We start from the raw sequence: 13,478 nt of genomic DNA, 5'->3' as shown, positions 1-13,478 counted from the left end.
TCCAATGTTCCAGCGTTCCAAAGTTCCAGAGTTTCAGGGGTTCAGGTTTTAGGTTCGATTTGTGATTTTGAAGATATTAATGCCTTATATTGTAGATTTGTGTGATAGCGTAGAGCGTAAAGCGTAGAGCGTAAAGAGGGGGATTGGGTTTAGAGTTCCAAGGATTTCCGATTTCCGATAACGAAATTTCCGATTTCCCATTTCCCATTTCCAATTAATGTGTTTGAGTTTTCATAGCGTGATCTCGTACAGGAAATTGGAAATTGGAAATAGGAAATTTTCAGTGATTTTTGATTTCCCGCTAATGAGGTTCCAGAGTTCCAAGGTTCCAATGTTCCAGGGTTTCAAAGTTCCAGGGTTCCAGCGTTTCGGGTGTTTAAGTTCAATTTGTGAGTTGTGATTTGAGATTTTTAAGTGCAGGATAAACAATAGTGTAAAGCGTATAGTCCTGAGCGAATGGCAGGCGGCGAACCGCCCGCCTCACATTACTTCAGTCCTCGTTTTTCGAGCAGGGGTTCAATGGAAGGTTCTTTGCCACGGAAGGCACGGTACATATCCATTGCCTCGTACATACCCCCGCGGGAGAGGATGTGGTCACGGAACGCCTGGGCTGTTTGCTGGTCGAAGATATTTCCCTTTTCCTTGAAGGCAGCAAACGCATCGCAGTCGAGTACTTCGGCCCAGATATAACTGTAATAGCCTGCAGAATACCCGCCGGAGAAAACATGGGCAAAATAGGTACTGCGGTAACGTGGGTCAATTTCAGGAATCAGACCGATTCGGTCCATTGACTGTTTTTCAAAGGAAGGAACATTCACCGGCGTGGTGTCTTTTACCGTGTGATAGTCCATATCAAGGATAGATGCAGCGAGATATTCAACCGTAGCAAAACCCTGATTGAACTTGCCGCTTTCCACGATTTTGCTGATGAGGTTGGAAGGAATAACTTCTCCCGTCTGATAATGTTTGGCATATACCTGAAGGACTTCGGGTTCAAAGGCCCAGTGTTCCATAATCTGGGAAGGAAGTTCCACAAAGTCGCGGGGAACTTCGGCGGTACCTCGGTAGGTATAGTCGGCAAAGAGGCTATGGAGGCCATGGCCGAATTCATGGAAGAAGGTTTCCACTTCGTCGGGTGAAAGCAGGGAGGGGGTATTTCCTGAGGGAACGGTAAAGTTGGTTACGATAGAAACCACCGGAGGTACCCGGTTTCCTTTTTCATCCTTAACCTGTTCGCGGAACTCAGTGCACCAGGCACCGCCCCGTTTCCCGGCTCTCGGGAAGAAGTCGAGGTAGAGAATTCCGAGGTGCGAACCATCTTTATCGAGTACTTCGAACGACTGAACATCGGGGTGGTATTTGGGCAGGTCGGGCAAGGGTTTAAAGGTGATTCCATACAGACGGTTCGCTGTGTAAAATACTCCTTCGCGAACGTTGTTCAGCTCAAAATACGGGCGGAGCATGTTTTCGTCAAGATCATATTTTTGCTTGCGTACTTTTTCGGCATAATACCACCAGTCCCATTTAGCCAGTTTAAAGCCTCCTTTTTCCTGGTCGATCATTTTCTGCATGTCGGCGGCTTCTTTTTTGGCTACCGGCAGGGCGGCATTCCACAGGCGCATGAGAAGATCGTACACATTGGCCGGTATTTTCGCCATATTGCGGTCGAGCACATAATCGGCATACGTATCAAAACCGAGCATTCTGGCTTTTTCGAGACGCAGTTTGACCAGGCGGGAGATGATGTTTTTGTTGTCGTATTCGTTATCGTGGTTAGCACGGTTGGCATAAGCTGTTTTGATTTGCTCACGCAAAGCCCGGTTTTTATTATACTGCAGGAACGGAACGATGCTGGGCACATCGAGAGTGAAGACCCATTTTCCCTCGAGGTTGCGTTCTTTTGCTGTCTGTGCGGCCATATCAATGACACTCTGGGGCATTCCTTCCAGATCGGCAGGGTTGTCAATAACCAGCTGGTAATTTTTGTTTTCGGCCAGCAGGTTATCGCCGAATTTAACCGAAAGCATCGACAGTTCCTGGTTGATCTGACGGAGTTTTTCCTTTTCCGCCTCGGGCAGGTCGGCTCCTGAACGCACAAAATTCTTGTAGGTATTGTCGAGCAGTTTCATCTGTTCAGGGTTCAGGTTGAGACTTTCCCTGGCATCGTAAACGGCTTTCACACGGCTGAACAGTTTTCCGTTGAGGAAGATGTCGTCCATGTGTTTGGTGAGGATGGGAGTAACCTCCTGGTTGATTTTCTGCAACTCATCGTTGGTATTGGCCGAATAGAGGTTAAAGAATACCGGTGTTACTCTTTCGAGCATTTCACCCGAGCGGTCAAGGGCAAGGATGGTGTTTTCGAAAGTGGGAGCCTCTTTATTGGAGGCGATTTTTTCTATTTCTCTGGCATTCTGTTTTATTCCTTCCTGAATAGCGGGCAGGAAATGTTCGTTTTTAATTTTGTCGAAGGGAGGCACTCCAAAGGGAGTATCAAATTCAGAAAAGAAAGGATTTTCCTTTTTGGCACCTGTACAGCCTGCCAGCAGGGCGGCAGAGAAAAGTACTATCATCGGTAGTTTCACGGTTTTAAAGGTTTAGTTAAACATGCATTTTTGCAAATATAAAGGAATAAGGGATTTTTAATATGTTGTAAAATATGAATGGGGTAAGATGTGGGGTGGGGGATGTCTCAAAACTTCGTTTTTCGACATCCCCGGAAGAAGTTTTACCTATCAGTCGGTTGGCGAGCAGTGCCAACCGACTGATATTGTAATGTTTGGCCTCAGTTCGGGGTGTAATTGTGGTTTTTGATGGTTGGGTTGTCGTGTTGCCGGGTGGGTTGCGCATGGAGGTACCGCTCGATCAAATAGTGGGCCAGATAAAGAAGAGGGGTGAGCAGAATGGCAAAGGAAATTTTGTACAGATATTGCATGGTTCCTGTTTCAAACACCTGCTTCAGATTCCAGTTTCCCATAAGGTAAAAGGCGATGAAGAGGATAATATAACTGTCGATAAGCTGTGAAACGATGGTTGAACCGGTGGCTCGCAACCAGAGAGCTTTGGAGCCCGTCAATGCATGCAGGTAAATGAATACATACACATCGACAAACTGGCTTACAAGGAAAGCGGTTACTGAGCCGATTACGATGGAAATTCCCTGTCGGAATATCAGGGAATAGGCATAATTGATGTCAAGGGGATTTCCTGCAGGGTCGGTACCGTTAAGTTCTTTCCAGAAGGAAGCCGGGGGCAGGGATGTGGCCAGCATAATAACCAGCGAAGCGAAAATGACGATTGCTGCAGCCAGGAACGACATTTTCCTTACTCCTGCTTTGCCAAAATATTCATTTGTTATGTCAGAAAGGATAAAGGCAAATGGCCAGATGAGAACGCCCACGCTCATGTTGATCTGCAGGGGGAAAGGCTTTCCCGCATCTGCCAGGGGTTCGAGCAAAGCTGAAAAAGAAAAGATTTTGGTTCCTACCAGTTCAGCCAGGAGCACGTTGCCGATAAAAATGCCTGACAAAATGAAAAAAAGATTTTGCCTTCTGTCTTCTGAGGGATGAATAGAATTTTTCAACATGGCAGAATAACAACGGATGTTTCAAATGGTTCACGCAAGAACCTTTCAATGAACATCCTTCAGCAGGTTTATTCTTGTAACAATTTGTACAATTCGCCGCTCAGGCGGAGGAGTTCCTGTTCGGCCTGTTTGGCCTGTACTTTGGCCGAAATAAGGCGGCTTTCGGCATCGATTTGTTTCTGCTGTACTGTTCTCAGGTCAATGGCACTGAGGGTTCCCAGCCTGTATTTTTCGGCCGCTATGGCGACATTTTCGCGCACCATTTCCAGGTTACGGGTTTCCATGCGAATGAGTGCCAGCGCGTTGGAATAATCCCGGTAGGTTTTATACACATCGGAGCGGAGTGCCAGTTCCTGTGCCTGGTATGATATTTCTGCCGACTGCTGCAGGAGTCGGGCATTTTTCAGATCGGTGTTGCGGTTAAATCCTTCGAAGAGGGGGAAACTTGCCGTGAGACCATAAGTGTAGCCATAGCTTTTATTTTGTTTCATAATGCCGATCTGGGCGTGGGAAATATTGTAGTTATAGGCTGTATAGAATGACAGGCGGGGGAAAAAGTTGCCCATGGCCTGTTTGGTGCCGAGCGAGGCCAGTTTTGTATTGCTGCGGGCGGCCAGAAGCATAGCGTTATTTTCCAGCGATTTTTCGAGCAGGGGTTCCATGAGAAGGCTCTCGGCAACAGGAATGTCTTTTTTCACAAAGAAGGAAGTTTGCGGGTCACGGCCCATCAGGACGTTCAGGTCGGCTTTCAGTTGCTGTACTATATTCTCCGCCTGCAGCAGACGGGCGCTGTCGGCATCGAGGTCAGACAATGCCTGCAGGAGGTCAAGCTTTGAATCGGCACCATACCGGATACGGGCTTCCGACAGCTTTTTTCTTTCCAGTGAAAGCGACAGAGCTTCCCGGATAACATCGAGAAGCATTTCCTGCTGAACAATCTGATAATAAGCTGCCACCATCCGGATCACATTCTCTTCGACGGCGATTCGGGCCTGAATTTCACCCATGTTTTCCAGTTCATTCAGGCGCTTTTTGCTGATCCACATATTGAATCCGTCAAAGATTGTCCATGTAAGGGTGGCATTGGGATTGAAATTGTCTGAGTGGGCATTTTTCCCTTCCCTTACGTCACCGGAAAAGAATTCCAGTTTGGTGTTGTTCACAGTCCAGCTTTTGGTACCTGTGGCCGTGAGGGTTGGAAGGAAGCCTGCTTTACCCAGGGTGTTGTTATTTTCAGCGATGGTGGCATCGATGCGGGCCAGGCGGATGGAAAAGTTCTGTTCCAGACCGGTAGCGATTACTTCGGCCAGTGATATAGTATCCTGGGCCTGCACCGGACGGGTAATCATGGCAAGAGTACTGCCTATGATCAGGAGAAGAGTTTGTATACGCACCATTTTCATGAAGGATAAAAAGAACGGAACGAGAATATTTTTCTTTCTGTAATTCATCTGGCGGGGCTGTTTCAGCGGGTTATTTTTTTGCTGGTAATGTAGGTGTAGAGAGCGGGAATAACATAGAGGGTAAAGATGAGTCCGAGCAGGAGGCCGCCTATGATAGCAATCCCCATCGGCACGCGGCTTTTGCCCGAAGCTCCTATGGCGAAGGCAATGGGCATGGCGCCGAGGATGGTGGCAAGGCTGGTCATGATAATGGGTCTGAAACGCCGGGTAGCTGCATCGATAACGGCTTCCTTAATAGCGAGGCCTGCTCTGCGGCGCTGATTAGCGAATTCGACAATCAGAATGCCGTTTTTGGTTACGATACCGATGAGCATGATCATGCCTATCTGGCTGAAGATGTTAAGCGTTTGATTGAACAGCAGGAGGGATAGCAGGGCACCTGCCACCGCCAGCGGCACGGTAAGCATGATGGTGAGCGGGTCGCGGAAGCTTTCGAACTGGGCGGCCAGCACCAGATAAATGAGGATAAGGGCCAGCATGAATGCGAACAGAAGGCTTCCGCTGCTCTGAGCGAAATCTTTGGAAGCTCCGGTAAGGGCAAGGGAAAAGGTTTCGTCAAGGGTTGCATCGGCGATGCGCCGCATTTCCTCAATACCCTGGCCGATGGTGGTTCCGGGGGCAGGGGCTGCGCTAACGGTAGCTGAAATGTACCGGTTATAGCGGTAAAGCTGGGGTGGGTTGCTCTGTTCAGAGGTTCTCACAAGGTTTTCGAGCTGGATCAGCTCTCCGCGGCTGTTTCTCAGATAAATGCTCTTCATGTCGGCAGGTTGGCTCCGGTCCGTTCGTCTGGCCTGTCCGATGATCTGATACTGTTTGTTATTCCGGATGAAGTACCCATAACGCTGGCCGCTGTAAAGCAACTGGAGGGTCTGTGCAATGTCGGAAACCGATACCCCGAGGGCTTTTGCCCGGTCACGGTCGATCTCCACAACCAGCTCGGGTTTATTGAATTTCAGGTTTACATCGGCTACCTGAAACATAGGACTTTCCTGAACTTTTTCCATGAACTTCGGCAACGCTTCTTTGAGCTTGTTGAAATTGGGGGCCTGAAGAACTACCTGTACCGGAAGGCCTGTTCCCCTTGTGGTTCCAATAGTCTGTTCCTGGGTTACCAGGGTGCGGGCAAAGGTGTATTTGCTGAAACGGCGGGTAAGATCATCGGCCAGCTCTTGTTGCGTTCGTTCGCGGGTAGAGGGGTCGGTAAGAAGAATTCTGATGAAAGCGGAATTTACAGCACCGCCGCCGAATCCAGGTGAAGTAATAGCAGTATAGGCTTCCTTTTCAGGCAGGGTATCAATTGTCTCCAGCAGCAGAAGAACATAATCGTCCATTTTTTCGAATGAAGTGCCTTCCGGTGCTGTGGAAACAATGGTGAGCTGGCTTTTGTCTTCCAGCGGAGCCAGTTCGGCCGGAAGCATGCGCCATAATACGACAATAGTCGTAACAGCTACCACCATGATAAGAAAGGCTATCCATCGTTTTTCGACAAAACGGGTAAGGGAATTCCGGTAAAAGCTGATGAGCTGATTCATCTGCTTTTCGGTGGTCGCAAAAAAGCGGCTTTCTCTTTTGCGTTTCCGGATGAACCGTGCGCTCATCATGGGAGTCAGCGTAAGGGACACAAAAGCCGAGATGATCACGGCACCGGCCATTACAATGCCAAATTCTCTGAACAACCTGCCGGTGAGACCCTGAAGAAAAATGATGGGCAGAAAGACCGAAGCAAGGGTGATGGTGGTGGAAATGATGGCGAAAATAATTTCCTTTGAACCTTCATGGCCGGCTTTCATGGGCTCCATGCCGCCTTCGATCTTATGGTAGATGTTTTCCATAACTACAATGGCATCATCCACCACAAGGCCTGTTGCAAGAACGATGGCCAGGAGGGTGAGGATGTTGATGCTGAACCCGGCAATATACATGACGAAGAATGAACCGATGAGGGATACCGGTATTGCCACAACCGGGATGAGGGTGGTGCGGAAGTTGCGGAGGAAGAAAAGGATAATCAGGACGACGAGGGTGAAGGCGATGAGGATGGTTTCTTCCACTTCCTTGATGGCTTTGCGGATGGAGCGTGTTGCATCCAGGGCAATTCCAAGCTGGATATCGGAAGGAATTTCCTGGCGGAGGGTTTCAACCCGTTTATAAAATTCGTTGGCAATATCGATGTAGTTTGCTCCGGGTTGCGGGGAGAGGGCAACCGCAACCATGGGGATTTTCTGGTTTCCACGCAGGAGGGTACGGTCGTTTTCGGGAGCAAAATAGGCCTCTCCGATGTCGGAAAAACGGATCATGGCTCCGTTGCTTTCGCGGATGATCAGATGGTTGAATTCCTGCGGATGGTCGAGCCGACCGAGGGTTCTTATGGAGAGTTCGGTCTGGTAGCCTTCAATGCGGCCGGAAGGTAATTCAATATTTTCGCGGGAAACCGCTGACTGAACATCCTGAGGGGTTACACCATAGGCGGCCATTTTTTCCGGATCAATAGCAAGACGGATGGAATACCGTTTCTCTCCCCAGATGTTCACCTGTCCTACACCGGGTATTGTCTGCAACCGTTCCTTGAAAATGTCGTTGGCAATATCGCTCAGCTCCAGCAAATTCCTTCTGTCGCTCTGGATGGTGAGAGAGAGGATAGGGAAGGCATTGGCATCGGCTTTGCTCACAACCGGGGGGTCGGCATTGGGCGGAATGCGGTTAATGGCACGGGAAACCCTATCGCGCACATCATTGGCAGCGGCTTCCAGATCGGTGCCCAGTTCAAATTCAACAGAAATATTGCTTCGTCCTTCACTGCTTGTTGAGGAAATACTGCTGATTCCGGCAATGCCGTTAATGGATGCTTCGAGGGGCTCGGTTACCTGCGACTCAATCACCTGTGCATTGGCTCCGGTAAGGGTGGTCGATACAGTAATAACAGGAGGATCAACATTGGGATATTCGCGCACGCCAAGGTAGGTAAAACCGATAATCCCGAAAAGAAGAATGATCAGTGACATGACCGTTGCCAGAACGGGACGGTTTATGCTGAGGGAGGAAATGTTCATAGCCGGAACATTAATTGGTTTTTCCTGAAGGCATTACATTGACAGGGGCATTGACACGTACCTGCAACAGACCGGAAATGATCAGGGAATCACCTGTTTTTAAGCCCCTGGTTACCACCACACTGCTGTCGGTGCGCATGGTAACATCCACATCGGATGACTTGCATAGTCCGTTTTCAATCAGGTACACCATCTGGCCGTCGAGTTTCGGAACGAGGGCCTGTGCCGGTATGACAAATGCTTCAGGAAAATGTTCAAGAAGGAGGTTGATGCGGGCAAAGGAACCAGTCATAAGTTTTCCTTCAGGATTTGAAACAAGAGCCCGGGCTTTTAATGACCGGGTTGAAGGGTCAATGCCGGGTTCGGTTGCGTAAATTGTGCCGGAATAAACCGTTTTGGAATCGCCGACAGTAAACCGCAAGGGTTTGCCTGATGCAACCCCGTAAGCAATTCGCTCAGGTACCGAAAATTCGAGCTTCATCGGGTTGGTTTGCTGAAGGGTGGCAATGACGGTTGATGGAGATACATAAGCACCCGGACTCACAGAGCGCAGACCGATTTTCCCGTCAAAGGGAGCATAGATTCTCATCTGATCAAGTCGTGCTTTCAGCAGATCAAGGTCTGCCCTCAGGGTGTTCACAAGATGGAGGGCAGCATCATACTCTTCCTGGCTCACTCCCTGAATTTCAAGAAGCTTTCTTTTGCGGAACTCGTCCTTTTCCGCCATATCGAGCTGAAGATTGGTTTTTCGCATCTGGGCTTCCAGGTCATCATCCTTCAGTCTGACGAGCAACTGGCCTTTGCGCACCAAACTACCTTCCCTGAAATTGAGTTCTATGATTTTTCCCGGGACTTCGGGCCGGAGTTCTACTTCTTCAGCAGGAAGAAGTGTCCCCACTGCATCGGCCATCTCATCGGCCGGCCGGGGTTGGACTACCAGGACATTAACAACAGGAACCCGCTGGCGGTTTATCCTTCCATTCTGATCGGACGATTTTTTGCAGGAAATCAGCGTCATTCCTGCGCCGACCATAATGGTAAAAACAATAGCTGTTTTGGTCGTGATCTGCATATGGTGAAACATGAAATTACAATAAACTATGACAACAATATTCGTGGAAAGTTTGCACAATAATTTCTCTTTTTTAAAAATTTTTCAAGCAAGAGAATGCATTTTTTCGCTTCCCTCATACAGCATTGTAAGCTTAAGGCTCCATTACCAACCTTTTCAGGTTTTCAGTGCATCCCTCCGTCGCACTGCATGAAGCGGAAAAAAAGAGGATCGGAAAGTACCTGCCGGTGGTCGTTGTTCAGAGGGAACAGTTCGATGCCGATGGTCCCCTTGTAATTAAGTTTTTCGATTTCCTGCAGAACATTCCCGTAATGGATTTCCCCTGTTCCGGGTTCGTGCCTTCCCGGATGGTCGGCCATATGGAAATGGGCAATGCAGGAAGCATATTTTCTGATATTGGGGATCAGGTTTCCTTCGCTGATTTGCTGATGGTAGATATCGAAAAGCAGTTGAATGTCGGAACTGCCCACTGCACTGACGATTTCAAACGCTTCTTGGGAATGCACAAGAAAGTATCCGGGATGATCAAACAGCACATTCAATGGCTCGATGGCAAGGGTAAGGCCGGTATTTTTCATCAGAACGGCGGCTTTTTCGAGGCCGGCCAGTATGGTATCCTTTTGCCGGGAGCGGGGGATGTCAGGTAATTCATTTCCTACCTGCGAAATGATGATGTTTGCCTTAAGTTTTTTTGCTGTTTCAATGGTTTCTGCAAGGCCGTCCAGATAAGCATTCTGAAGATTCGGGTCAACCAGGGAAACAAACTGCGTGCAGAAAGCCTGGGTGGTTAATTCCAGTTCTTCATTCTTTTCGGCGATAGCATTCAGATCTTTATCCCACCAGCTCCAGAATTCGTAATGGGTGTATCCCAGGGACGAGATGGCCTGCATGCGTTCGGTAAACGGAAGGGAACCGAAGAAAATCTCCAGGCAGGGTGAAAAGACCAGCATGGCAGGAAGAATTACCGGCAGACAATGTTTTTCTCAAGCTTATCGAGGAGCAGGCTGCCGGTTTCCCTGTCGCTGGTGTTGTAAACCCCCATTAAACAGCAGTTTTTAACCGACAGGGTAATTGGTCCGTTGTATTTATCGTTCAGAAAGTATCTTTTTTCAGGTTCGGGCGTTTCGCCGGAGTTGAGGGAGGCAAGGTATTCTTTAAGTACCTGCAGGGCCGATGCCTGATCGGGCATAACGATAAGAAAGGCATTGAACCGGGTGGAATTGAGTTCGTATTCGGCTGTAAATGCCTTGTTCAGAAAAGAATAGCCAAGAAAACCCGAATTGATGTACATATCGCTGCCAGGAACCTTGTTTTCGGCCGGAAACCAGGTCAAAGGTTCCGGGAGGGAATTGTATCCTCCCAGTTTTTCGTTCACCAGCTTCGCCAGGGTGGTCATGGCTTCTTTGATTGCCGGAGAGGCATCTTTCGATCGGATTTTTACATAAAAACAACCGGAGAGGAAATTCAGAAAATCATCGCCGATGTAAGCTTCTGCTCCGACAGTTGCAGGCACGGCATCGGAAGGCTTTTCGGACCGGAAGATGCCGAAGGCGTTTTCGGGAGTCTGGTGGCGATAGATTTCGAGGGTGAGGTAGGAACCGTTTTTTCCTTTGTATTCACCCATATACAGTTCCCTGAAATCATAGGCGAGGTAGCTTTCGGCCGCTCCGTCAATAATGTTCCAGAGGTTTTCCGGGGTGTAGGTCTGTATAGTGGAAGGTTTTTTCCATCCTTTCAGGTCGGGAAAATAATCACGGGAAGGTTCGCCGGCCCGGAGAAAAGCCGGAATGATAAGCAAAACGGCAATAAACAAATGCTTCATGGTGAACATATTTTTTTGGTAAAGATAGCAAATATGCTTTTATGCTCTGATGTTTTCATGCTTTCAGCACGGCACATTGTTTACGGCATCCCGGAACGGCAGTATAATTTAAGAGGCTTTTCGAACAGTTAAACGATTGCACCGTTTCTCCTTGAATTGCTTTCCTTCTCTGATGAACGGGAACAGTTTCCTGCTCATACCCTTGTTTTTTTTACAATGTATGGTCAATGGACTGCATTTATACTGCCAATGACCGGCTTTTTATTAGATTTGTCGTTTCATTGAAGAGGGTACGATATGTTTCAGACCACCTTTGTTACGGTTCTGGAGGCACAGGCAAAGGTGTACCTTGTAATTTTGCTTGCGGCCGTGCTGGTGAGGGTTAAAGTATTCGGGAAGGCCGAGGTGAAGGCACTGACCAACCTGATTGTGGCATTGTTTCTTCCCTGCCTGATTTTTTCGAATATTATCTCAACGTTCAGACCGGCAGAGATTCCATTCTGGTTTGTTCTGCCTCTGGTGGCCATAGCATTATCGGCCTTTGGGCTTGCTGTGGCCTGGGTCTTCTTCCGGAAGGAATTGCCCGGGAAAAGAAATCTTCTGCCCATAGCCAGCATGCAGAATGCAGGATATCTTGCCTTGCCCCTGGGTCAGATGCTGTTTCCGTCGCAGTTTGAACAATATGCCCTGTATGTTTTTCTCATGATTCTCGGCCTGAGTCCTTTTTTGTGGAGTGTCGGAAAAATGCTTTCCACCGGCGTTCATTCCAATTCTTCCCGCTGGCCGGGTTTTATAAATCCTCCGTTTGTAGCTAATGTTCTGGCCATAATCCTTGTTCTTGCAAAGCTGGAGGGAGCGATTCCTTCATTTGTAACGGAAACTGTTCATACCCTTGGCACTGCTACGGTTCCTCTTGCCAATTTTGCTCTCGGGGCTATTATCGGGGGAATTTCCCTGAGAAAGGTTCCCGGATTAAAAGATGCCTTGCGGGTATTATCCGTTAAATTTCTGCTGATGCCGGCCCTTATGATGCTAATGGTTGTATGGACAGGGGTTGGAAGGTCTGACGCACTGCTGGCGCAGACCCTGATTATCCAGGCTGCTTCTCCGCCTGCTACGGCCATTATGCTTCAGATCAACCGCTACGGCGGGGACGAACAACTGGCCGGAAGCATGATGATCCTGAGTCTGATTGTCTGTTTGCCGGCTATTCCTTTCTGGCTGGCATTATGGAACGGGTTGTAGAATATATCGGGCATGAGCCCAGAATTCGTTTTTCTGCATTTCCTGAAAGGATTTTCTAATGCAAAGCGTCAATGGTTCAATAGGTGATCAGATATCTTATTTTCAAGTGAACATATTAAGGAGTTTCTGATAAACCAAACAGGATAATTTCTATATTAGCTTTCTTTTCCTGGAAAGAGTAAATTTATAAACGAAGAGACAGAAACTATGAACGAAAAAACAAAGCCTTTTCGCTGGGGGCTGATCGGAGCCGGGGATATTGTACGCAAGAGAGTTGCCTCGGCGCTTCAGGACACACCGGGTTCTGAAATTATCGCTGTGAGCCGGAAGCAGGAAGAACAGGCTGTTGCTTTTGCCGCATCTCTTGGGGTACCTAAAAGCTATTCCCGATGGGAGGACCTGGTTTCTGATCCGGAAATTGACGGGGTATATATTGCCACACCGGTTTTTATGCATGCGCCCATGGCCATCCGCGCTGCCGAATGCGGCAAGCATGTTTTATGCGAAAAACCCATGGCCCTTTCGGTTGCTGAATGCGATGCCATGATAGAAGCCTGCAGAAATCACAATGTTAAACTGGGTATAGCGTATTACCGGCATTTTTATCCTGTTGTAAAACGCATCCGTGAAATTATTTCTTCCGGCCGGCTCGGGAATGTAGTATATGCGCACTGTACTGCTTTTGAGTCGTTTGATGTGCCTCCCGACCATCCACGGCACTGGTTTCTTGAAAAAGACAAAGCCGGCGGGGGGCCTATGTTTGATTTTGGATGCCACCGCATTGAAATGCTGATGTACATTCTTGGAGATATTGCTGAAGTAAAAGGAATGATGACCAGTGTAAAGCTGATCCGGGAAGTTGAGGACACGGCGATAGCCCTGCTGCGGTTTGCAAACAATGCACTGGCCACCATAACCGTATCGCACAGTATCAGTACGCGTCAGGATCTGCTGGAAATTTTCGGTACCAACGCATCGGCAGAGGTGCTTTCATTGAATGAGGGAAAGATGGTGCTGAAGCTTCCGGGAGGGGAAGTACCTGAGACCCATCTTTCGTTTCATAATCCCCACCGGCCGTTGGTTGCCGATTTTATCGAAGCTGTGCGTGAAAACCGTGAACCTGCGATACCGGGCGAAACGGGCAGGAAAGTGAATGAGGTTCTTGAAGCGCTTTACCGATAAACCAAGATTAGTCAACAGAAACACAAAAAACATGTAAACAACTTGTTTCTATTGACTTATC

9 protein-coding genes are annotated in these 13,478 nt (G+C 48.4%); 2 read left to right on the top strand and 7 right to left on the bottom strand.

The genetic code is table 11. The features are described from left to right. Positions 1 to 485 precede the first annotated feature (485 nt). The 7 genes from GX419_01665 to GX419_01635 form a co-directional block, all read right to left on the bottom strand. Positions 486 to 2,570, bottom strand: a complete 2,085-nt coding sequence (locus tag GX419_01665) for a M3 family metallopeptidase (protein ID NLI23398.1) — start codon at positions 2,568 to 2,570, stop codon at positions 486 to 488. A gap of 212 nt (positions 2,571 to 2,782) precedes the next feature. Beyond that, positions 2,783 to 3,583: a queuosine precursor transporter gene (locus GX419_01660; GenBank protein ID NLI23397.1), complete on the bottom strand. Its 801-nt coding sequence runs from the start codon at positions 3,581 to 3,583 to the stop codon at positions 2,783 to 2,785. Between the two features lie 68 nt (positions 3,584 to 3,651). Then, positions 3,652 to 5,034 (bottom strand): TolC family protein, encoded by a 1,383-nt coding sequence (locus GX419_01655; protein NLI23396.1) that lies wholly within the window; start codon positions 5,032 to 5,034, stop codon positions 3,652 to 3,654. Between the two features lie 14 nt (positions 5,035 to 5,048). Next, positions 5,049 to 8,096, bottom strand: coding sequence for an efflux RND transporter permease subunit (locus GX419_01650; GenBank protein ID NLI23395.1), 3,048 nt, complete (start codon positions 8,094 to 8,096; stop codon positions 5,049 to 5,051). A gap of 10 nt (positions 8,097 to 8,106) precedes the next feature. Further along, positions 8,107 to 9,168 (bottom strand): efflux RND transporter periplasmic adaptor subunit, encoded by a 1,062-nt coding sequence (locus GX419_01645; protein ID NLI23394.1) that lies wholly within the window; start codon positions 9,166 to 9,168, stop codon positions 8,107 to 8,109. Positions 9,169 to 9,332: 164 nt separating this feature from the next. After that, positions 9,333 to 10,118, bottom strand: a complete 786-nt coding sequence (locus tag GX419_01640; GenBank protein NLI23393.1) for a TIM barrel protein — start codon at positions 10,116 to 10,118, stop codon at positions 9,333 to 9,335. A gap of 11 nt (positions 10,119 to 10,129) precedes the next feature. Continuing rightward, positions 10,130 to 10,990 carry a hypothetical protein gene (locus GX419_01635; protein NLI23392.1) on the bottom strand — a complete coding sequence of 287 codons (861 nt, stop codon included), beginning with the start codon at positions 10,988 to 10,990 and terminating at the stop codon, positions 10,130 to 10,132. Between the two features lie 297 nt (positions 10,991 to 11,287). On the opposite strand from GX419_01635, the gene GX419_01630 reads away from it, so the two are divergent. Then, positions 11,288 to 12,235 (top strand): permease, encoded by a 948-nt coding sequence (locus GX419_01630; protein NLI23391.1) that lies wholly within the window; start codon positions 11,288 to 11,290, stop codon positions 12,233 to 12,235. 207 nt (positions 12,236 to 12,442) lie between these two features. After that, on the top strand, positions 12,443 to 13,417 hold the full coding sequence (locus tag GX419_01625) for a Gfo/Idh/MocA family oxidoreductase (protein ID NLI23390.1): 975 nt from the start codon (positions 12,443 to 12,445) through the stop codon (positions 13,415 to 13,417). The last annotated feature ends 61 nt before the right edge of the window (positions 13,418 to 13,478 follow it).

It is taken from the genome of Bacteroidales bacterium (assembly GCA_012517825.1).
Taxonomy (GTDB): domain Bacteria; phylum Bacteroidota; class Bacteroidia; order Bacteroidales; family JAAYUG01; genus JAAYUG01.
This window is presented reverse-complemented; position numbering and strand designations above follow the sequence as displayed.